Source organism: Mesobacillus sp. (genome assembly GCF_057785455.1).
Genome location: NZ_JBYNSB010000012.1, coordinates 73,040 through 92,562 on the forward strand (window position 1 = coordinate 73,040; position 19,523 = coordinate 92,562).

At 46.0% G+C, this 19,523-nt stretch carries 23 protein-coding genes; 9 read left to right on the top strand and 14 right to left on the bottom strand.

Annotation, left to right across the window (positions count from 1 at the left end):
- The first annotated feature begins 200 nt into the window (after positions 1-200).
- Positions 201-473, top strand: a complete 273-nt coding sequence (locus AC3EBE_RS02990) for an acylphosphatase (RefSeq protein WP_488593523.1) — start codon at positions 201-203, stop codon at positions 471-473.
- A 121-nt stretch (positions 474-594) separates the two neighbouring features.
- Here AC3EBE_RS02990 and AC3EBE_RS02995 read toward each other — a convergent pair whose 3' ends face one another.
- From AC3EBE_RS02995 to AC3EBE_RS03005, 3 genes are read right to left on the bottom strand one after another with little or no spacing between them, the layout of a single operon-like run.
- A complete protein-coding gene (locus AC3EBE_RS02995; protein ID WP_488593524.1) occupies positions 595-1,938 on the bottom strand; it encodes a hypothetical protein in 1,344 nt (447 codons plus the stop codon).
- A gap of 12 nt (positions 1,939-1,950) precedes the next feature.
- Positions 1,951-2,343: a DUF6114 domain-containing protein gene (locus tag AC3EBE_RS03000; RefSeq protein ID WP_488593525.1), complete on the bottom strand. Its 393-nt coding sequence runs from the start codon at positions 2,341-2,343 to the stop codon at positions 1,951-1,953.
- A 15-nt stretch (positions 2,344-2,358) separates the two neighbouring features.
- Positions 2,359-2,931, bottom strand: coding sequence for a DUF6230 family protein (locus AC3EBE_RS03005; RefSeq protein WP_488593526.1), 573 nt, complete (start codon positions 2,929-2,931; stop codon positions 2,359-2,361).
- A gap of 401 nt (positions 2,932-3,332) precedes the next feature.
- Here AC3EBE_RS03005 and AC3EBE_RS03010 point away from each other — a divergent pair, with 401 nt between their 5' ends.
- From AC3EBE_RS03010 to AC3EBE_RS03025, 4 genes are all read left to right on the top strand, one after another.
- Entirely contained in the window at positions 3,333-4,835 is a 1,503-nt protein-coding gene (locus AC3EBE_RS03010) for a response regulator transcription factor (RefSeq protein WP_488593527.1), read from the top strand.
- A 243-nt stretch (positions 4,836-5,078) separates the two neighbouring features.
- Positions 5,079-5,459, top strand: a complete 381-nt coding sequence (gene mscL, locus AC3EBE_RS03015) for a large conductance mechanosensitive channel protein MscL (RefSeq protein ID WP_488593528.1) — start codon at positions 5,079-5,081, stop codon at positions 5,457-5,459.
- Positions 5,460-5,509: 50 nt separating this feature from the next.
- Entirely contained in the window at positions 5,510-6,145 is a 636-nt protein-coding gene (locus AC3EBE_RS03020) for a Bax inhibitor-1/YccA family protein (protein ID WP_488593529.1), read from the top strand.
- Between the two features lie 898 nt (positions 6,146-7,043).
- The gene (locus tag AC3EBE_RS03025; protein WP_488593530.1) at positions 7,044-7,376 is read left to right on the top strand and encodes a DUF3243 domain-containing protein; all 333 of its coding nucleotides are present in this window, start codon (positions 7,044-7,046) and stop codon (positions 7,374-7,376) included.
- A gap of 37 nt (positions 7,377-7,413) precedes the next feature.
- On the opposite strand, the gene AC3EBE_RS03030 is transcribed toward AC3EBE_RS03025, so the two are convergent.
- Complete coding sequence (locus AC3EBE_RS03030; RefSeq protein WP_488593531.1) at positions 7,414-8,352, bottom strand: magnesium transporter CorA family protein; 939 nt, start codon at positions 8,350-8,352, stop codon at positions 7,414-7,416.
- Between the two features lie 217 nt (positions 8,353-8,569).
- On the opposite strand from AC3EBE_RS03030, the gene AC3EBE_RS03035 reads away from it, so the two are divergent.
- Both AC3EBE_RS03035 and AC3EBE_RS03040 read left to right on the top strand, forming a co-directional pair.
- A complete protein-coding gene (locus AC3EBE_RS03035; RefSeq protein WP_488593532.1) occupies positions 8,570-8,839 on the top strand; it encodes a hypothetical protein in 270 nt (89 codons plus the stop codon).
- Positions 8,840-8,970: 131 nt separating this feature from the next.
- Positions 8,971-9,630, top strand: coding sequence for a TrkA C-terminal domain-containing protein (locus AC3EBE_RS03040; RefSeq protein WP_488593533.1), 660 nt, complete (start codon positions 8,971-8,973; stop codon positions 9,628-9,630).
- A 37-nt stretch (positions 9,631-9,667) separates the two neighbouring features.
- Here the strand turns inward: AC3EBE_RS03040 and AC3EBE_RS03045 are convergent, their stop codons facing one another.
- From AC3EBE_RS03045 to AC3EBE_RS03060, 4 genes are all read right to left on the bottom strand, one after another.
- A complete protein-coding gene (locus tag AC3EBE_RS03045; protein ID WP_488593906.1) occupies positions 9,668-10,057 on the bottom strand; it encodes a DUF1284 domain-containing protein in 390 nt (129 codons plus the stop codon).
- A gap of 123 nt (positions 10,058-10,180) precedes the next feature.
- On the bottom strand, positions 10,181-11,509 hold the full coding sequence (locus tag AC3EBE_RS03050; RefSeq protein ID WP_488593534.1) for a polysaccharide biosynthesis protein: 1,329 nt from the start codon (positions 11,507-11,509) through the stop codon (positions 10,181-10,183).
- A gap of 170 nt (positions 11,510-11,679) precedes the next feature.
- Positions 11,680-13,575, bottom strand: coding sequence for a ribosomal protection-like ABC-F family protein (gene abc-f / locus AC3EBE_RS03055; RefSeq protein ID WP_488593535.1), 1,896 nt, complete (start codon positions 13,573-13,575; stop codon positions 11,680-11,682).
- Positions 13,576-13,757: 182 nt separating this feature from the next.
- The gene (locus tag AC3EBE_RS03060) at positions 13,758-13,913 is read right to left on the bottom strand and encodes an RAxF-45 family protein (RefSeq protein ID WP_488593536.1); all 156 of its coding nucleotides are present in this window, start codon (positions 13,911-13,913) and stop codon (positions 13,758-13,760) included.
- Positions 13,914-14,463: 550 nt separating this feature from the next.
- Between AC3EBE_RS03060 and AC3EBE_RS03065 the strand changes: the two genes are divergently transcribed.
- Positions 14,464-14,658, top strand: coding sequence for a hypothetical protein (locus AC3EBE_RS03065; protein ID WP_488593537.1), 195 nt, complete (start codon positions 14,464-14,466; stop codon positions 14,656-14,658).
- Between the two features lie 34 nt (positions 14,659-14,692).
- On the opposite strand, the gene AC3EBE_RS03070 is transcribed toward AC3EBE_RS03065, so the two are convergent.
- The 6 genes from AC3EBE_RS03070 to AC3EBE_RS03095 form a co-directional block, all read right to left on the bottom strand.
- The gene (locus AC3EBE_RS03070) at positions 14,693-14,875 is read right to left on the bottom strand and encodes a hypothetical protein (RefSeq protein WP_488593538.1); all 183 of its coding nucleotides are present in this window, start codon (positions 14,873-14,875) and stop codon (positions 14,693-14,695) included.
- A 38-nt stretch (positions 14,876-14,913) separates the two neighbouring features.
- The gene (locus AC3EBE_RS03075) at positions 14,914-15,546 is read right to left on the bottom strand and encodes a response regulator (protein WP_488593539.1); all 633 of its coding nucleotides are present in this window, start codon (positions 15,544-15,546) and stop codon (positions 14,914-14,916) included.
- Positions 15,539-16,585: a sensor histidine kinase gene (locus AC3EBE_RS03080; protein WP_488593540.1), complete on the bottom strand. Its 1,047-nt coding sequence runs from the start codon at positions 16,583-16,585 to the stop codon at positions 15,539-15,541. Before AC3EBE_RS03080 ends, AC3EBE_RS03075 begins: the two co-directional genes overlap by 8 nt.
- The gene (liaF, locus tag AC3EBE_RS03085) at positions 16,582-17,316 is read right to left on the bottom strand and encodes a cell wall-active antibiotics response protein LiaF (RefSeq protein ID WP_488593541.1); all 735 of its coding nucleotides are present in this window, start codon (positions 17,314-17,316) and stop codon (positions 16,582-16,584) included. The genes AC3EBE_RS03080 and liaF overlap by 4 nt, the downstream gene beginning before the upstream one ends.
- Before the next feature lie 142 nt (positions 17,317-17,458).
- The gene (locus AC3EBE_RS03090; protein ID WP_488593542.1) at positions 17,459-18,103 is read right to left on the bottom strand and encodes a PspA/IM30 family protein; all 645 of its coding nucleotides are present in this window, start codon (positions 18,101-18,103) and stop codon (positions 17,459-17,461) included.
- A 243-nt stretch (positions 18,104-18,346) separates the two neighbouring features.
- Positions 18,347-18,691, bottom strand: a complete 345-nt coding sequence (locus AC3EBE_RS03095) for a lmo0954 family membrane protein (protein ID WP_488593543.1) — start codon at positions 18,689-18,691, stop codon at positions 18,347-18,349.
- Positions 18,692-18,940: 249 nt separating this feature from the next.
- On the opposite strand from AC3EBE_RS03095, the gene AC3EBE_RS03100 reads away from it, so the two are divergent.
- On the top strand, positions 18,941-19,441 hold the full coding sequence (locus AC3EBE_RS03100) for a hypothetical protein (RefSeq protein ID WP_488593544.1): 501 nt from the start codon (positions 18,941-18,943) through the stop codon (positions 19,439-19,441).
- Positions 19,442-19,523 lie beyond the last annotated feature (82 nt).

The window sequence follows — 19,523 nt, forward strand, 5'->3', positions numbered from 1 at the left end:
TCTGATAATGCCAGTAGCCGCACCTGCTTGTAAACTGTACCCTATAGAAGCCACTTTTTTTGTGTCTGCTCGCAGGGTACAGTTTACTTAATGGGGCGGCTTTTTTTTACCCTATACCGTTCCCGCCAGTATGCTATAATAGAAGTAATGAAGCATGATTAGATAGATTGCTAACTAAATGGGAATCTGGGGGCGACGTCTTGATTCAATTACATATTGTTGTGTCAGGAGAAGTTCAGGGTGTAGGATACCGCTATTATACTCAAATGAAGGCGATCCAATATGGAATTACCGGCTGGGTGAAAAACCTGCAGGGAGGCGGTGTGGAAATCCTCGCTTCCGGTGAAAAAGCTGCCCTGGAACGCTTCATCGACGAGGTCCGCAGAGGCAACCCTTTCTCACATGTCAACCATATTGAAGTCAATGAAACAGAAAAAACAGATACATATAAATCATTTGCGATAAAATACTAGCAAAAAGGCAGGGGGCTCGTTCCCCTGCCTTTTCCTTTGCGATCTTATAATCAAGCCTCTTGGGTCCCGCGCTGCACTCATTCCTTAACACCTCGAGCCCCATCCCTCTCGAAAACTAGCCTCAATCAAACGAGAGGATTGACCCATCCGGTTCTTTTAAAATAGCATCCTTCATTTTATTCAGCTGTTCCTCTTCACTTGGCTTTAAGCCCAATAGTGACAGCAGCCCCAGGGAATCCAGCATCTCTTCTGTGAAGCTTTCAAGTTCCTGGCTCAGCGTAGAATCTGCCGGGCAAAGTTCAACTAGAGTTTTATTTTCCTTTAATGCCTGGTCAATGAGCTCCAATCCCAGCTCCTTTGTGATTTGCCCGTTAGCTTCAGATAATTTTTCACATGCTGTTTTCGCTGTTTGGTCAACAGTTTCTTTTACTGGCTCAACGACCGGCTGGGCAACGGTTTTTGCAGTATCAGTTGTCGTTTTCACTGTTTCTTTTACAGGTTCAGTGACCTTGCCGACAACCGGCTCCACCACGTCGTCTTTAACTTTCCCGGCAGTGTCCTTCAATGGGTCGGTCACTGCCCCAACGGTATCTTTTAGCGGGTCCGTTACCTTTCCTACTGTGTCCTTCAGCGGGTCCGTTACCTTCCCTACCGTATCCTTCAGCGGGTCCGTCACTTTGCCAATCGTATCCTTAAGAGGGTCAGTGACTTTTCCTACCGTATCCTCTAATGGGTCGGTTATTTTTCCAACGGTGCCCTCCAATGGATCTGCAGCTTCAGCGATTGGTGCGAGTAATGGATCGGTCACAGCGCCAATTCCATCAAGAAGGTCTCCATCCTTTAATGGATTGCCATCACATGTCAGGGGCAGCTGGCCTTTTGTGATCTTTGAAATTTCCTTCTTCATTTGTTGTATCGGCATCGAGCTTAACTCAGAAAGAATTTTTAACGTCCCCGGCTTTTGCACCCCGCCATCACCATTGACCGTCTTCAGCTGCAGCTGATCAAGGCTGCTGTCTTCGGCTGTCATGGAGTGGGCCACCATCGTGACGTTCTCGAGCGCAGCGCTTGGGATCAGCTTGGCTGCATGGACACAGGCCCCTTTGAAGGAGATGGCTGTCGTATCGACCTGCATCCCTTTAATGGAAACCGGCCCATCCGCTTTCATCGTGATGCTTACCATGCCGCCTCCTGTTTGGAACTGCTTCGTCAATTTCATGCCGTATATTTGCACCGAATCATATCGAATCCTCAGCATCGGTTTTGAGTTGGAGCCAGAGGTCTCTCCGGTGACGATCATCGCCGTCATATTTTCACCGACTACCCTGTCTGCCTGGATTATGAAGCCTCCCTCATTGGCAGCAGCATCTGCTTTTTGTAAATATGGAAAAAAGGACATTGCCACAAGCTGTATGCTAAGGGCAAACAACATCAGTCTATTTTTTAACAGCCAGGAAACCGTCATTGTCTCTCCCCTTCACCCTGTTTTGGCAGGCTGCGCAGTGATTTCTTTACCTGGTTTCGCCTGCACCTGCTCTGCTGGGACCAGCCGCCATGCAGTAAGCAGTGAACCGCCGATGATCCCGAAAATTGTTCCAAACAAAAATCCACCAAGCGCGCCAATCACGGATAAGATCGACAGAAAAATGACGATGATTCCCAGAGCCTTAGAAGCACTCGGCAAAAAGAAAGACATCAGCCCCATCAATGTGATCAGTCCGCCAAACAGCAGGCCGATGACCGCAATTGAGCCTGGCAGGAATGTACTTAAATAGAGATTCAGCGGCACCCATAAAATCATCAGGCCGCTCAGGACAGTAAGAATCGAGCCGATAAATGGCCTGGTATGCCTCCACTTTTTAAAAACCATCAGGGTCACCTCCTGTTATTTTTTATTGATTTTTTCAACAGTCAATTTCATGCCGGCCATATTGATGGTTTCCTGGAAAAGATAATGCGTCTTCAATTTTGCGTTTTCAAGAATGATTGTGCTCGATGTTTGCTGGAATTGCTTTGTCCAGTCATCACTCTTGTGTTCTGCGAGCGCCAGGTTTTGGAACTTGGCATTTGCCTCGATCAGCCCTGCATCATGCTGCAGCCCAGAAATCTGCACGGGCTTTGAAGCCTGGATTTTCACCCTGATCCACTCTCCGCCAACCTGAAAATCCTTGTATAATTGGAGATTGTCAATTGTCAGTGTTTCAATCAAGTTGGTACCCTGCGGAGTTGCGTCAGAGCTGCTTGTTTCTCCAAGTTTCGGATAAAATTTGTATCCCTGGCCTTCCAGCTTATCGAATTCAACATAAAAGTCGCCGACCCCGGCTATTGGGACCGCATAGGCCACTCCCGACAGCCCAAAGGAAACGAGAAGCAGGCCAAGCAGCAGCACTCCTGTTGCCAGCGAGGTCCAAAAAACCTTTTTATTCGTCTTGCTTTCCATTACGACAGCTTCGTTCAATGAAGCCACCTCCGTTAAATTTTTTTAAAATTCAAAATTAATTCAATTTCTTCTAACATATCCCCAAAATATCCAAAGTCCAACCGCGGAAAATATCGTAACTATTTTGTTAAGCCCGTCATTTGTCGGGTATATAGAAAACGACGTACAGAAATCTGAATATTGAAACGAATTGTTTTTTATCAGTTCGGCCTGTTAAATTTCACTGTTGATTTTCGTTCCAGGCGCTTCGCTTTCCGCGGGGCTGGCGCTGAGCCTCCTCGTCGCTTTGCTCCTGCGGGGTCTCATCTGTCCAGCTGCACCCGCAGGAGTCTACGCGCCTTCCACTACAATCAACATCGTATTGAAATGAATATTCAAATTTAACGGAGCTTATCAGTCAAAGAGAGCGAGGATCCTGTATGGAACATAAGATTGAAGATTTGGCCGTTAAGGGATTGCTGCTTTTAAAGGAAAACGAGAAGCCCTTTCTGAAGGAATGGGCAGAATTCAAGCGCAGCCTGAAGATGTGGGAAAATGAGCTCATTTCGGATTTTGAAAGAATGATTGCTTTCGGTTTTCATAATTTGGAGAAATATAATTTTGTGTCATCCAATGATTTCATCATGGCGCTTGTACATAAATGGCAATCAAAGAATCGGGAGTTCGTGGATGACGTCGAGGCGATATTTTTGATCAGTGCTGTGGAAAACCTGTTTCACAAAGTGCTCCGGCAAAATGGAAATACTGGATTTCTGGACCACCAGGCTGTACAGGTTTTTTTCACAAGAATTATCGATAAAGTGTTAAGGACTCAGCAGCTCGAATGCCAGGATGATAAATGGCTGCGGACAATGCTGAGCTTGCGTACGTTCCCAAGCAATTGGCTGGCAGTTGTCCGAAATGAAAAAAGCCATTACAGAGTTCGCAAGGTAGTTTGTTCAGACGGCCTTGCGGTAAACGACCAGCTGATTTCGATGTGTGAAGGACTGCAGGCAGAGAAGGCAGATGATCTGTCGTTGGCGCTGTCGCGGCTGCTGACGCCAGGAATGGAAGATTCACAGATGATCATGATTCCTGTCTTGAATGAGACACTGATGGTTTGTGTAAAAAAGCAGGCTGAAGCCATTACTGAGGAGCAGATTGAGACGTTGCGGAAAATGTATCTGAAGCAGATGAAGCTGAACCATCTCGAGCACGAGCTGGAATGGAAGGATGCAACATTATTGTTCCAGCAGCGTCTCCTGCAATCGCAGAGTGCTGCCGAGGCGGTGAAGATGATTACTCAGGGCCTTGTCGATTATCTTCCTTTCTCACGCTGTGCTTTATTCATCTATTCACCAGGCGAGCATAGCGGGGTCGGGGTTCATGCGCATAATGTGCAGGCGGGTTCTGTCCAGCAGATTAAGGAGAGCATCGCCGAGTTTCCGCTGCTGACTAAATATTTGAAGCATTTCAGCCAGTCGAAGCCTATTTTCATAGAAGATGCAGCGGAGGTTTTGCCTGATAAATATGTGCGGGAATACAGCCTGAAATCGCTGGTTGTCCTCCCGATTTATGTTCCTGCTGAAAATAAACTCATCGGCCTAGGCCTGCTCGACCGTGGCGAGAACACAGCATTCACGGTAAACAACCAGACGCTGACGGCACTGATCAAGTTCGGACAATATGGCGGCGAATTGCTGAACAGGTACTGGGATGATGCCGTCCAGCTGTTTGGCACACAGCGCGCCGTCCTGACAATGCGTGAACGCGAGGTCCTCAAGCTCATCGCCGAAGGAGCCTCCATCAACGAAGCAGCCGACAGCCTTCATCTCAGCAGCTACACCGTCCGGGACTATATCTCCGCCATCATCCAAAAACTAGACGCAAAAAACCGCACAGAAGCAGCCGTCAAAGCCCTCAAAATGCGCCTGATCAATTAACGCATCAACGCATTGGGGGTCAGACCCCCGGTGTGTTGATGCGGTGAAGCGCCGGGGGTCTGACCCCCGGCGCGGTGGCGCGGTGGTGTACTGCACGCTCTTCTCTTACTTTACTTACTTAACTTAACTTAACTTCACTTTACTTTACTTCTCCCCCCCCTCCCCCTTTCTCCTATTGCTTTTTGCTGGTGTATCTCGGAAAATAGGAGTTGGATAGATATATTTACAGGGGGTTCTTTTTTTATGTGGAATGAATTCAAGAAATTTGCTCTTAAGGGCAATGTGCTGGATCTGGCTGTCGGGGTGATCATCGGCGGGGCGTTTGGCAAGATTGTCACTTCGCTGGTGAATGATATTATCATGCCGATTGTCGGACTCATCACTTTTGGTGAAGATTTCTCGAAGCTGAGCTATAAGGCCGTAAAATACGGGGCATTTTTACAGTCAGTGGTTGATTTCTTCATTACGGCGTTTGCCATTTTCCTATTCATTAAATTGGTCACACGCTTCCGCAAGAAGAAAGAGGAAGTGGTGGTTGAAGTGAAACCTGATATGAAGGAAGAACTGCTCATGGAAATCCGTGATTTATTAAAAGAAAATAAAAAAATAAATGAAACTTCTTGAGCCTGTCACCGTATATATTATCAAACATAAATTTCATGAGGTGACATTGAATGTACGCTTATTCAGAGAAAAATGTAATGCCTTCGGTGATGCGCACGTTTGCGATTTCCCTGGCAATCGCTTTTGCAGGGGTTATGGCTGGTGTCTACGTTCCGCCTGCACTGTTCCTGCCGCTGGTTATTATCGAAGTAGTCATGCTGCTTAGCATGTTCTTTTTAAGAAAAAGAAAAGCGGTATCCTATACGTTCTTATACATCTTTACATTCATTTCCGGTATGACGATGTACCCTGTGATCGCGCACTATGTAGCGACATCCGGTGCGAATGTCGTAATCAATGCTCTAGGTACAACAACCGTTGTTTTCGCGGGTCTTGCTCTTTACGCTGCAAAAACAAAGCGTGACCTTAGCTTCCTTGGCGGCATGCTGATGGCAGCCCTGCTGGCATTGATAGCAATCAGCATTTTCAGCATCTTCTGGCCGTTGAGCTCCACTGGGATGATGGCTTATTCCTTCATTGGAATCCTCGTCTTCAGCGGATATGTATTATTTGATTTCAACCGGATGAAGCATTATGGAGTAAGCCCTGAAGAAGTTCCTTTGATGGCTTTAAACCTGTATCTCGACTTTATCAACTTATTCCTATATATCCTTCGATTCTTTGGCGTTTTATCGAATCGGGATTAAGTTGAGCACGAAGAGGCAGCCGCATTGGCTGCCTCTTTTATTTTCCTTAAAATGGTATAAAAACCAGTTTTTAATCAAGTTTATTAAGTTTTCTGTTATTTCTACCGGGTATATAAAGAGTGCAAGGCCAATACAACACAATGAAGGGACTGGTTAAAGTGAAGAACTTTACGGCGACTTCAGAATACGTCATTGGCTTAGCAAACGGAGGAAGATTCGCGTTGCAGTCTCAAGGCACGCTGGTCTTAAATCGATGGACTTAACACCGATTGGCCCCAGTGAGTTTTTGAGATTAAGTTAACCGAATATGACTTGGAAAACGGTCCAATGGATCGGCGAGGCCAATTACCAAAACGGAAGGGACTGGTTAAAGTGGAGAACTTTACGGCGACTTCAGAATACGTCATTGGCTTAGCAAACGGAGGAAGATTCGCGCTGCTGTCTCAGGGCACGCTGGTCTTAAATCGATATACTTAAGATCGATTTGCCCCAGTGTTAATGTTTTGATAAGCAGTGATGAATAAGAACTCCATATTTGTCCGCAGGATTGAGCAACGCCAATACACATAGAAGGGGCTGGTTAAAGTGGAGAACTTTACGTCGACTTCGGAATACGTCATTGGCTATGCAAGCGGAGGAAGATTTGCGCTGCTGTCTCAAGGCACGCTGGTCTTAAATCGATATATTTAAGATCGATTGACCCCAGCGGAAAATTGAATAGCAAAACTTAATACTCCTCCCATCGTCCGTTGGTTCGGACTTAAAAAAGGTGCTGGCCGGATGGCTTGCACCTTTTTTAATGAATAACTGCTGTCCCTATACTCCAATGCGCTCTCCCAGGTTTACACTCAATCACAACCGGATATTTAATAACTATCTTTCAGAGGGAGGTTTTATCATGGAAAAAGACCATATGATCCATAAAGACGGCGAAGTAGATACTAGCAAGGTGGACGAGACCCTCAATCGCATGGACAGCGACCGTGCAGATGAGATTCTCGGTGATTTCAATGAATTCAAATCCTACTTAAGCAAGCGTATCCAGCTTGGCAGAACGGCCGGATTAAGTGATGAGCAGCTGGCAAACACAGCTCAGCAAATCGCTGATTACTTGGCTGAAAAAGTAGAGCCGCGCAACCGCGAGGAGCAGCTTTTAAGGGAGCTCTGGAAGGTCGGCAATGAAGAGGAGCAGCACAAGCTGGCCCATATGCTCGTAAAGCTCGCGGAATAAAACGCAAAAAAATCGCCCATATGCGGCGATTTTTTTGTTATCCAAAAAATCTGTTCTTTCCTTTGACCTTTAAAATATCTCCCATCCAGCCTTTCATTTTCAGGTAAAAATACAGCCAGACAGTTGAAATCAAAATCAAGCCTCCAGCCATCGCATAGCCTAGCTTCCATTCCAGCTCAGGCATGACTTTGAAGTTCATTCCCCAAAGCGCCCCCCAGGCCATGACTGGCGTGAATAAAATCGTGATAACAGTCAATGTTTTCATGATTTCATTGCCTCGATGCGTTGATACCACTTCCTCCAGATTGATCATCGTGTCAATTTCATGCTGATAGGCTGCCAGGAGCGCCTGGGCCCTTTCCACACGGATTGCCACCCGGCTGAATTCCGTCATTTCCCTGATTTCTTTGCCATATGCCTCTTCTCCAACGAATTTCAATTCAACGATCGGAACCAGGAGGTTTCTCCAAATCAGCAATTCATGCCTATTTTCATAGATCTCCTCGAGGATCTGCAGGTTATTCTGCTCCTTCATCTTCCAAAGAAGCTCATGCAGCCTCTCTTCATATGCATCAATTTTCAGGAGATAGCTTGATAGAATCTCTCCCAGCAAAATAAAAAAACCTTCCACACCGTTTTCCGCCTGATCCATCTGCTTGAGAATTCCCAGAGAGCTAGCGTCAAGGACATCGAAATCAAAATCAATGGTGACAAAGAATTCCTTACAGATATAGAAATGGAATAAATTCCTCTCATGCTTCTCTTCGATATCCTGCCTGTAAATCAAGGAGCCCCAAATAAATTCCTCTCCTCTGGTTTGCGTATTGACCTGAAGGTAATTGGCTTCATTTGCTTCAATACTTTTATACCACTCATGGCAGGTCGGAAATTTTGAAATGATCTCATTAATTTCAGCTGTTTGACTCTCATCAAACTCGAACCATTTCCATTTTCCCTCGTTAAAAGTGTGCTGCATCAGTCTCATGCCTTTCTTTTTAAAGGAATTATAAATAATACTCTTCCCCTAAAAGAAAACTTTGAAACAAACTCAGGTTAAAACTGGATGGCCTTCCATTTGAAAAAGGTTTTCCATCCCAAAAGTGCGGGTAAATAATATCAACGAGGCAGACAAAATCGCTTCAAGGCCTCTAACACTTTTATAGCAAAGGTGTATTACTAGGAGGGACTAAATCATGCAAACCAATTCAAGTCCAATGAAATCAGCTGTCATGCTTGGTGTTGGAGCAGCGGCATTGTGGATGGCTATGAAACCTGAAAATAAAACGAAATTGACAGAAATGGCAACTCAGCTTAAGGACAAGCTCATGCCAGCTAAAACAACTGTTCTTCCTGTCCAAAAAGCAGGCAATCCCGATCCGCTGGACGTAGAGGACAACAAGATGGTCAGCGAAGGCGCAATGTATGGAGTCAACTATTACAACGAGAATTTACAGAATCAATAAACAGCTAACCCCCTTCAATGGCGGGAAGCTGAAAAAATGTCCGGGGATATGCTTCCCCGGGCTATTTTTGTGTAATTTAAGGGTAAATATAGAATACTAAAATCATTATGTGGATCGGAGGTGCCGGACGGATGGGCATCTTGTTTATTTTCGTTTACTTGGTCATTGTTTTCACCGTAATTGAGATCAATACCACAATTTTCACCGCCACAGGCCTTGAACGTCAAGTGGCGAGATTCCAGGTGATTTCTATGCTGACCGGAACGGGCTTTACCACGGGGGAATCCGAATTGATCATTGACCATCCTGTAAGAAGAAGATGGGGTTCCTTTTTGATTTTGTTCGGTGCGTTCTCGCTCGCTGTCATCATTTCTGCTATTACACAGCTGCTGTCAGATACGTTTTACGCCATGGAAATAGCCTATATTGCCGGCGTTCTTCTCGCCGTTTTGCTGATTATCCGTACACCCTATGTAAAAAAAATGCTTGAAAGCAAGTTGAAGAGTGAATTAGAGGAGCACTATGAATTGGCGGACCTGCCTATCAAGGATGTGCTGTTAATGGACGATGAGGATGATGTCCGTGAAATTTCGATTGAGGAAGACTCACGCTTTGCTGGAAAAACCTTTGATGATATTATTGATCGCGAAGACGATATCATGCTTTTATTTATCAAGAGAGGCGACATCAATGTCAGGAATAAATCCTATCATACCGAATTGGAGCCTGGAGACCGCCTTATTCTATATGGACATAATCCATCCATAGATGAAAAATTCAAGGATGCCTGACCTACAAAAATGGAAGCATGAGGTACGTCCCCATGCTTCAAGTGGAAGCACGGGGACGTACCTCGTGCTTCTTTTGCAGGTCGGCTATGCCTTCTTTGCATACTCCGTATTGGAGCCAGGAACAGTTTTTACATAGGTGATCAAGGTCATCGGGAACGACTTTTTCTGCTGTCAAACTTACCAGATAGGACTTGAGATAGCTTTTCCCTGGTTGGAGGCCAAGATGGGAGATGATTTTCCCATCCATTGACAGAACATGTTCATTTGAACCCTCACCTGCCTCACAAATCTCTAGTCCTCGGTGCGGACATGACATGCAGGCATCGTCGAAGGCTGCCACTACCTTTATGTAAAAATCCTGATTCGGATCGCGAATATCATTGACTATTCCTTGCATTGTCTTAACAAATTCGGGACTGTAGCCCATCCCCCTGAATCCATGCACACATAGGAGATGATGCCCGCGCAGCACCTTTTCCACTGGATCCCCTCCTGTCAGCTTTTCCTAATACATTCTACAATCATACTGAAAAACCCTTCATTAAACTCATTAGTAGCGGGTATGCCGGACGCTCCTCGCCAGCCAGGTGATCCCGATTTTTTTGCAGATCGTCAAATAATGCAAAAAGAGAATTACAAGGCTTCCGGTATTCATGCCAACGATGACTCCCTCCATTTGCCATTCCGGCCGGGACCCCAACAGATAGATGAGCGAAAAAGTGACTACTGTCGCATAAACAGAATGGATGAAGGCATCCTTGATTAGTCCGAGACCAATCAAATATGCCTGCATTGGAATCGTGAAATAGTGGAACAGGAAATACGGTGCGAGCAGCTGCACATAGACCGCAGCATCCCTGGAATGAAAAAATTTCGCCGTTATCGGCTCGGCCAAAAAGAAAAAGGCTGTAACTGCGGGCAGGCCATACAGAAAAGTCAAAAGCATGACCTGCTGAAGCAGCCTCTGCAGCTTATGAAACTCTTTTTCAGCGTAGGCTTTTGATACGGTTGGAATCAGGATAATCAAAAATGAATGAGCTATGAATGCTGGAAAGAAGCCAATTGTCATCGCCACTCCCGCCATCATCCCGAACTGCTCTGTCGCCGTTTCCGAAGAAACGCCAGCACTTATCACTGCCGCCTTGATTAAAAATGGCTGGACCGCATGGGTGAGAGAATGGAAAATCCGCAGGCCTGTCGTCGGAACGGAAACTGCGACAAGATTTTTCCTGACCTCCCTCCCGCTGAGCGTCTTGCCCGGCATCCTCCTGATTCTTTGATAGGACATGATGAATAAATGCAGCAGATAAAGAAAGACGACGAGCTCGCTTGCGGCCAGTGTGCAAAAAGCAACAAGCAGGGCTGCTTCGCTGCCAAATTCAAAGAACTGGAATAACACCGTTAACAGGACCAGCTGCACAATTCTCCTGAGAAAATGGGAAACCGCAATTTTGCCCATTTCCTGTTTTCCCATGAAAAATCCCCTGGCAATCGCGGAAATCGTCATCACCGGGATCAGCGACAGCACTACCCATTTGAGCAGCGGATGATAGTCCTGGAAAACCGGAACCACCGGCAGGATAATGGCTGCTGCAAGGAATAACACTGCTGTAAAGGTCACCGCAAGCCTGATCGCATGGCTGAGCATGCTCCGGTGGTAAAGCTCATCCTTCTCGGCAACCATTTTCGAGATCGAAACCGGCAGTTCAAAGCTTGCTAGCATCATAATCAGGAAAATCGTTGGCAAAATCGTCATGAAGTGCCCCATGCCTCTTTCCCCAAGCTCCCTCGCCAATATCATGTTAACAAGGAACTCCACCACTTCGCCCAGAAAAGTCGCAATCACGAGGATGGACATTCCTTTTAAAAAAGTACTCATAGCCTCTCTCCCAATCTTGTCTCATTTACTTCTATATACATATGAGACAAGTCCGGACAATATTAAGGAAAAGCTTCTGAGGACGAAATTCATTCAGATTGAGTAGTATTGTGGACTTGCGGATTGATTGAAAAAGAAAAGCTCAGAGCGCACTCTGAGCTTTTAATGTTTTACGATATATTCTCAAGCATCACATATAGACTATCCCGTTCTTCATCCATCTTTTCTTTTTCAGCATACAGTCCCTGTAATGCATCCAAATCTGATATTGCCGACATTTTACTTTCAAGTGAAGCAATCTCGTTCTCGATGGCCTCAATTCGGTCGAGGAGCTTGCCTTCATCGATTTGGTCAGCAGCCTTTTTTACGGCTTTAGCTGCCGCAGGCTGCTTAACCGGCTCAATTAATGGAACAGGTTCTTCTTCCCGCTGCTTCCTCCACTGAGCCATTTTCACACGAGCTCTGCCGTAATTCCCTTCGACTTCCGTCAGTTCGCCGCTTTCCAGCCAATATATTTTATCAAACAGCTTATTCAGAAAAAAGCGGTCATGCGATACTGCGAGCAGGGTGCCTTCGAATCCGTCGAGTGCTTCCTCAAGCACTTCGCGGGAATCAATATCAAGATGGTTCGTCGGTTCATCGAGGATGAGGAAATTCAAGTCCTGGTGCATCAGCTGGGCTAGTCGCAGCCTCATCCGTTCTCCCCCGCTCAATTGTAAGACCTTCTTGAAGACGGCTGGCCCGTAGAACAGGAAGCCGGCAAGTACATTTCTCGCTTCCCCCTCATTCATGACGACCTCACTGCGGAAGGCGTCCAGTACCGTTCCGTCCTTGCTTGAAAGTTCCATGTGCTGTGATAAATAACCAATTTTTACATTGCTGCCAAGCCTTGCTTCTCCATGATCAGGTATCAGCTCACCCAGGATGAACTTCAGCAGCGTCGTTTTTCCTGAACCATTCTCACCGACGATTGCCGCCCGGTCCTGGTACTTCAGCTGCAGATTGACTTTACTGAATAACTGCCTGCTGCCGAACGACTTTTTAACATCATCGAACACGAGCACATCTTTCCCGCTGCGCGCCCCAGTTTCGAGCTCGAAGTTCATTTTCTTCCTGTTCAAGATCGGGCGGTCGAGCTTCTCCATCCTCGCCAATGCCCTTTCCATATTGGTGGCCCGCTTGTGCAATGCAGAGCTGGGCGGGTTTGACCGGTTTGCCCAATCACGAAGGCGCTTTATTGCTTCCTTCATCTTTTTGATTTTGCGCTGCTGTTCCTCGTACGCCTGGAATTCCCGCAGCAGTTTTTCTTCCTTTTCCTTAAGGAAGCCTGAGTAATTGGCATGATACAGCTCAATCTCCCCATCCTCCATATCAAGGATCTTTGTCGCTGTTTCATCAAGGAAATAACGGTCATGCGAAATGATGATAACCGTTCCATCGTAATCCGACAGAAACTCTGCCAGCCATTCTGCGGCCATAATATCAAGATGGTTTGTCGGCTCATCCAGCAGAAGCAGATCAGGGTTTCGAAGCAAGCTCAATGCCAGCCCAGCCTTTGTTTTCTCACCGCCGCTGAGGCTGTTGAAATTTGAATCAAGCAGGCCGGGAATATTCAGGCCATTGGCAATCCGGTCGATATTCGCTTCCATCTCGTAACCGCCGCCAAGAGAAAATTTCTCCTGAAGCCCTCCGTATTTCACAAGCAGTCTTTCAAGCCTGACCGAATCCTCCGCGGCTGCAGCCATTTCTTCCTCCAGCTTTTTCATCTCCTGCTGGGCTGCAACAAGCTCATCAAAGGCGGTCACAAGCACATCCCTGACTGTCATCTCTGGATCATAGACCGGAATCTGGGCCAAATAGCCAATCTTCAATCCCTTTTTCCAGTGTATCTTGCCGCTGTCCGGCTCTTCCATGCCTGCAATCAGTCTTAACAGCGTAGTTTTGCCGCTGCCATTCCTGCCTACCAATCCGACCCGGTCTTTCTCACTAATTTCAAAGCTCATATCCTGAAAGATAAGATTTCCGCCGTACATTTTGCTTATATTGTTAACACTGCATGTGATCATAATTTTATCCTCCTAAACGACCTCCCCTTTCCACTAAAAAGCATTCGCAGTATTGCTGCACCTGGCCCCTTGCAAAAATTGGACGCAAAAAAGCCAGGGGCAGACGCTCTGCTCCTGGCTCCAAATATCAGTTAAAACAAAAGGAGGGCATAGAGCCCTCCCTTTCTCACCGATGCTTGTTTTTAAGCGGGAAAAGAGATGATCCTACCGTTTTGTTTTGATATTGAACTGCTAAAAAAGGGCATACGTGTCCCGTTGGCAGCTGCAACAGCAAATTTTGCACGGCAAAAATATAGGAATTCGTTCCAGAATCCGCGCACAAAAACAGTCTTGATCATCTCTCCTCACCTCCGTTCATTAAATATTCACTCTTATTTTATTATTCCTTCAATATAATAGCAAGTTTTTTCAAAAGTGTTCCTTAAAAATGATGATTTTCGTTCCAGGCGCTTCGCTTTCCACGGGGCGTCCGGTGAGCCTCCTCGTCGCTATCGCTCCTGCGGGGTAAAATGGCCCCTTCTTCTCGGGCCATTTCTACCGGGGTCTCACCTGTCCGCTTCATCCCGTAGGACATTGATTAGCTTCCTTGAACGTGCCCACGCACGATGGAAATGCGTTAGCATTTTCGGAGGAGTCTTCGCGCCTTCCACTACAATCATCTTGGTATGAAACTAAAATTAATTTCCAAGGATAAAATAATGAAGGAATTCGCCTAAGACGTACCATTTTATCTTTAATCAAATGTTTGATTAAAGTCCTAATAACCGCGCTGCTTCAAGCTTTTAGGCTCTTTTCCCAATTTTTTCAAATCAAGAGAATTCTTCGGTTAAAGCGTTTAAGCACGCTGCGGTGGCGGGTAATTAATGACTAACGAAGGAGTGGGTGGCAATGCTTAGACACTTGGAACTTTCAGATTACCAGCTCTGGATGTGCAAAAAAATAAAAGAAAAGCTTGCTGAAAAGCATGATTATATAAATTGCGCTTCCCATTATCCAAATGAATTTGAAGAACGGGAAGTCATATCCATAGCCTTAAGCGAAATGCTTATGAAATTAGATGTAATCGAAAAGGAAGCGAATTAGGATGTTCGGGGCCTGGATGGCCTCTTTTTTGTGTCTATTTTTCTATGAACTCCTTATTTCCATCCTTCTTTTTCAGCTCTAGAAGAATTTCATTTAAGATTGCTTCCTGCCTTTTTGTGCTCGTCACCAGCATGACAAATAAAGCAATCATGACGATTGGAATACCGAGTGAAGCCATGATACCAAAGAATCCAAACAAACCCGCTAATCCTTCCATATAACCAGCTCCTTTTCTTGTATGGCTATCGATGAGCTTTATTTTACAATCGAATGCCTGAAAGCATAGATCACAGCCTGGGTCCGGTCCTGGACCTGCAGCTTGCTTAAGATATTGCTGACATGAGTTTTGACTGTTTTTAATGCAATGAACAGCTCGTCGGCAATTTCCTGGTTGGTCTTGCCCTCGGCGATTAGCTTCAGCACTTCCATTTCACGCTCGGTTAACTCTTCGTGCGGCAGTATGGTATTCTTCTGGCGCATCTTCATCATCATTTTACCTGTTACTTCCGGCTCAAGGACTGGCTGCCCAGCATATGTAGCCCTAACCGCGTTGGCGATTTCACTTGCCTTCGATGTTTTCAGCATATAGCTCGTCGCACCCGCTTCAAGTGCAGGGTACACTTTTTCATCATCAAGGAAGCTCGTAACAATGATAACCTTTGCTTCCGGCCATTTTTCGATGATTTGCCTTGTTGCTTCGATTCCATCCATTTCTTTCATGACCAGGTCCATCAGGATGATGTCCGGACGCAGCGAAAGAGCCATTTCGACTCCTGTCCTTCCATTATCCGCTTCCCCGACAACCTCGATGTCCGGCTGTGCGGATAGATACGAGGAAACTCCGATCCGAACCATTTCATGGTCATCTACAAAAACAACTTTAATCATGCTTCTCACCCGCCACCACTAAAATTGGAACCTTGACCTCAAGCCTGGTTCCTTTATTTTCCACACTGACAATTTTCAGTGCGCCGCCGATTTCCCCGGCGCGTTCATGCATATTCTGGAGGCCATAGGATCCTGCTTTCATTTCTTCCACATTGAATCCGCGACCATCATCAACAATTCTCAGGATGACCTTATCGTCCCTCTTGATGAGCAGAATTTCAAGATGCTCCGCTTTTGCATGGCGAAGCGTGTTTGATACCGATTCCTGAAGGATCCGGAACAGATGGTCCTCGACACCCTTGTCTAGTGGGAACTCCTCGACCTTCCATTTTATATTCATTGTGACTTTTTGCTTTAATTCGATTAATAGCTCCTCGATTCCTTCCTGCAGGCTTTTCCCTTTAAGGGCAGCCGGACGAAGATGCAGAAGCAGGGCTCTCATCTCGAGCTGCGATTGATGGATCATCTCTTCGACCATCTTTAATTGCTTCGATTCCCGGTCATCAGACGGAGCCTTCGTTTCATTGATTGCTGACATCATCATTGAAGCCGCGAACAGCTGCTGGCTGACAGAATCATGAAGCTCCCGGGCAAGCCTGTTTCGCTCCTGTGAAATGATTTCCTGGATGCGTGATTCCTGCTCCTCCGCTTTTTCAGTCGCAAGCCGCTGAGACAGCATCGCTTTTTCCGAGATTTGCTTGTGAAGCTTCCCGACTCTTTTCGATATCGATAAAATTTCTGCAAAACTAGTATTCTGATCAATTTCAGGCTGCTGCCCTTCCTCAAGCTGGAACAGCCAGCTGTCCACCAGCTTGAATTGCCGGCGCCAATAGATTCCCGAGCCCAAACCAAAGGCTGCACCCAACACAACGCTAATGCTAAAAGCAAAAAGGATGAACGGGATGTCCATCAGTTCCCGGTTCCATAGGTCCGAAAGCCGGGCAATCGGAAAAACAAGTAAGTATGAGACAGTCACTGCGGCAAAAAGAATGATGCCAAGCGTCAATCCCCATAAAATCTGGCGCATCGCTGAGGTCATATCCGCTTCACCTCGATATCGCCAATCACCATCGAAGTGAAGATTTTCACCTTTTGCTCTGCCTCTTCATAGCCTGGGGTCTGCAGGAATAAACTCTGGTTCAGCACCCGGCCCTCTTCATGCTCAAATACCTCGGCAGAACCGATAAGCGCAGAATGGCGGACCGTCACCTCTAAATCATATGGCACAAAGACCTTCACATTGCCAATAATATTGCGGATGAAAATAACCGTTTCTCCCTTTGGCAATACAGTCAGGCTCAGGTCAATGACACTGTCGCCAATCCCAGTCTGGATATTGACATCATTCCACTCATACACATGCGGCGGTGTTTCCTGATGTCCATACAGCCTGTTGTTAAAAAGCGGGGGTTTTTCAATCAGGGTTTCCTGCTTCTTTTCCAGAACCGGCTCCTGTAAAACTGGCGTAATCACCTGTGGCTTCTTTTTCGACTGAGCAAACTGGTATGCCAGATAAATCAGGACGGCCAGCAAAAAGAACCTGAATGTCATCATGCTGAACACACTGCTCAGGAAAAAGAATAGCCCGCCCCAGAAAAGAAGCTTACCGGACTTCTTAGGGACTAGGGATCGCCCAAAATAAATCATCGCCCCGCTGGCAAGAAGGGAGAAAATCAGGCCTTCATTAAAGAACGAGACCTCCAGCAACAGCAGAATCAGTCCTGTGATTGCGATCCAGCTGATATAATCCTTCTTTAAGTTGTTTAACATTCTGCTCTCCTCCCTTCCTCTTATCCTTGAATCAATCGTTTATGGAATCACATAGTTTGAGGAATTTTGATTGAAGTCTATCGGGGTGATATCCCAAAAGGCGCAGCTGCCTGCGCCTCTTAAGAATACCATGTTTTGCCTATTAAATAGAATGTGTTTCTTGTGATTTCATTTCTTTTTCCAGCTGGGCAATCCTTCCGTCAATCGTGCTGCGGTAGTAAGAGCTGTTCACCTTCTGCTCGAGATTGTCGAGGTAGGTTTCCATGTCTGCGAACGTTGAGCTCCCTTTATCTGAATAAGCATTGTTCTCAAGCACCTGATCCATGCGATAGTTCGCGCGCGTTACATTCTCGCGGCCCATCAGCTCCATGCGGCGGATATGCATATCCTTCAGCTTATGCTTCATATCTTCATATTTCCGTTCAAGCTCCAGCTGCTGCTTCGCGGCATTCTCCATAGCCTCCTGCAACCTGGCTGCTCTTTCCTCAAATTGAGCCTGCTCCTCGGCAGCGAAGTTTTGCAGCTCCGTTTCGCCCGCTCTCATCGCCACTTCAGACTGATATTTGCGCTTTTCAGCCATTTCGAGCGCCTGGTGATGTTCTCTCGCAAATTGCTCCTTCAGCTGGCCTTGTCGCTCAACCAGCTTCCTGACCTTTTCTGTTTCCACTTCGCATTCACGCAGATACTGGTTCAGCAGTGCGATTGGATTCTTGTTTTCCTTTTTATCAAGTGCCTCGTGCAGATCCGCCATGATTGTGTTTTTAAGTCTTGTTAATAGATTTGTCATTTTAGGTTCTCTCCTCTTGATTTAAAGTTTTTTTGATTGATTACTTTTTGGCTTTGTAAATAAGGCTGTTGATTTCCGTTCCAGGCGCTTCGCTTTCCTCGGGGCTGGCGCTGAGCCTCCTCGTCGCTTTGCTCCTGCGGGGTCTCACCTGTCCAGCTGCTCCCGCAGGAGTCTACGCGCCTTCCACTACAATCAACATGTTTTTAAAAAAAATGGGGGCTGAAACAGAACCTTTCTTCACACCTAGTTGTTCTTCAACTGAGCCCATTGCTTTTCGAAGTTGTTGAATGGGTCGTTTTCTTGCTGGATCGCTTCTTCTTTTTTGTCCCAGTTTTTATATACCAGGTACAGGACATAAGCGGCGGCGATTCCGAGGATGGCTGGCACGTTTGAGGCTGTTGCCATCAGGATGATGAACCCTGCGATGCCCCAGCCGATTTTTGCTGCTGTTGAGTTCGACTTTAAGAATTGCTTTACGGCAAAGTACAGAACCAGCAAACTGACGGCTAGGCCGACCAGCGGTCCAAGATTTGAAATCAGCACCATAGCCGCGATGCCACCAGCAACGATTAAACCAAATTTTTTCATTTTCAATTCCTCCTTATCTCTTATGGTTACATCTTACCTCTCTGGCAAAAATTCCATAACGAGCCTGAGCTTGATTTTGGAGTAGGACCTGAGGCGGAGCAACAGGCAGGACTGTTGGTACCTTGCCTTTTAGAAGGAATAAATTAGCTGTTATTTCATTGTTTTAACGGGTATCAGGTAGAGGGCAGCCCGTTTAAGGGGCGCAAGCTGTTTTATAGAAATTTTGTCCAGCAAGGAGGTCATTACATCATGTTCGGACTTCAAGATATATTCAAATTTCTGTGGGGATTCTTTTTAATCTTCCCAGTGGTGATCATCATTCATTTGCTGGGGCATATCACCTTTGCGGCCATTTTTGGGGCGAAAGGAATACGCGTGACGCTTGGGAGCGGAAAATACCTATTCTCTGTTTGGAAAATCGACATCCATAAATTTTATTTCTGGTCGGGAGACTGCGAATTCGAATATGTAACCTTTGATAATCGCTTATCGAAAACGTTTATTTTATCGGGTGGATCGCTATTTAATCTATTAAGCATTTTGCTGCTCAACCTTTTGATATGGTTTGGATTATTCGAACCCTCAATGATTGCTTACCAGTTTATTTATTTTTCATTTTATTACCTGTTCTTTGCCATACTGCCAATGGATTATCCAGGCGGCGGCCTCAGTGACGGCAAAGCTCTATATCGATTATGGAAACGCGGCGATCGCCACGTTTCATCCGCGGATTGCCAGTACCGATGCTAAAAAAAAAGGAAAGCCGGCCAGAATATCACTTCTGGACGGCTTTTTTTACTGGATTTTTTTTCGTTTGGTATTCGTAAATGAA

What these genes read in the sequence shown, in the direction of transcription:
- AC3EBE_RS02995 (WP_488593524.1), bottom strand. Translation starts at nt 1,938, where the DNA reads ATGACGGTTTCCTGGCTGTTAAAAAATAGACTGATGTTGTTTGCCCTT.
- AC3EBE_RS03000 (WP_488593525.1), bottom strand. Translation starts at nt 2,343, where the DNA reads ATGGTTTTTAAAAAGTGGAGGCATACCAGGCCATTTATCGGCTCGATT.
- AC3EBE_RS03010 (WP_488593527.1), top strand. Translation starts at nt 3,333, where the DNA reads ATGGAACATAAGATTGAAGATTTGGCCGTTAAGGGATTGCTGCTTTTA.
- mscL (WP_488593528.1), top strand. Translation starts at nt 5,079, where the DNA reads ATGTGGAATGAATTCAAGAAATTTGCTCTTAAGGGCAATGTGCTGGAT.
- AC3EBE_RS03020 (WP_488593529.1), top strand. Translation starts at nt 5,510, where the DNA reads ATGTACGCTTATTCAGAGAAAAATGTAATGCCTTCGGTGATGCGCACG.
- AC3EBE_RS03025 (WP_488593530.1), top strand. Translation starts at nt 7,044, where the DNA reads ATGGAAAAAGACCATATGATCCATAAAGACGGCGAAGTAGATACTAGC.
- AC3EBE_RS03030 (WP_488593531.1), bottom strand. Translation starts at nt 8,352, where the DNA reads ATGCAGCACACTTTTAACGAGGGAAAATGGAAATGGTTCGAGTTTGAT.
- AC3EBE_RS03035 (WP_488593532.1), top strand. Translation starts at nt 8,570, where the DNA reads ATGCAAACCAATTCAAGTCCAATGAAATCAGCTGTCATGCTTGGTGTT.
- AC3EBE_RS03040 (WP_488593533.1), top strand. Translation starts at nt 8,971, where the DNA reads ATGGGCATCTTGTTTATTTTCGTTTACTTGGTCATTGTTTTCACCGTA.
- AC3EBE_RS03045 (WP_488593906.1), bottom strand. Translation starts at nt 10,057, where the DNA reads ATGGGCTACAGTCCCGAATTTGTTAAGACAATGCAAGGAATAGTCAAT.
- AC3EBE_RS03050 (WP_488593534.1), bottom strand. Translation starts at nt 11,509, where the DNA reads ATGAGTACTTTTTTAAAAGGAATGTCCATCCTCGTGATTGCGACTTTT.
- abc-f (WP_488593535.1), bottom strand. Translation starts at nt 13,575, where the DNA reads ATGATCACATGCAGTGTTAACAATATAAGCAAAATGTACGGCGGAAAT.
- AC3EBE_RS03060 (WP_488593536.1), bottom strand. Translation starts at nt 13,913, where the DNA reads ATGATCAAGACTGTTTTTGTGCGCGGATTCTGGAACGAATTCCTATAT.
- AC3EBE_RS03065 (WP_488593537.1), top strand. Translation starts at nt 14,464, where the DNA reads ATGCTTAGACACTTGGAACTTTCAGATTACCAGCTCTGGATGTGCAAA.
- AC3EBE_RS03070 (WP_488593538.1), bottom strand. Translation starts at nt 14,875, where the DNA reads ATGGAAGGATTAGCGGGTTTGTTTGGATTCTTTGGTATCATGGCTTCA.
- AC3EBE_RS03075 (WP_488593539.1), bottom strand. Translation starts at nt 15,546, where the DNA reads ATGATTAAAGTTGTTTTTGTAGATGACCATGAAATGGTTCGGATCGGA.
- AC3EBE_RS03080 (WP_488593540.1), bottom strand. Translation starts at nt 16,585, where the DNA reads ATGACCTCAGCGATGCGCCAGATTTTATGGGGATTGACGCTTGGCATC.
- liaF (WP_488593541.1), bottom strand. Translation starts at nt 17,316, where the DNA reads ATGTTAAACAACTTAAAGAAGGATTATATCAGCTGGATCGCAATCACA.
- AC3EBE_RS03090 (WP_488593542.1), bottom strand. Translation starts at nt 18,103, where the DNA reads ATGACAAATCTATTAACAAGACTTAAAAACACAATCATGGCGGATCTG.
- AC3EBE_RS03095 (WP_488593543.1), bottom strand. Translation starts at nt 18,691, where the DNA reads ATGAAAAAATTTGGTTTAATCGTTGCTGGTGGCATCGCGGCTATGGTG.
- AC3EBE_RS03100 (WP_488593544.1), top strand. Translation starts at nt 18,941, where the DNA reads ATGTTCGGACTTCAAGATATATTCAAATTTCTGTGGGGATTCTTTTTA.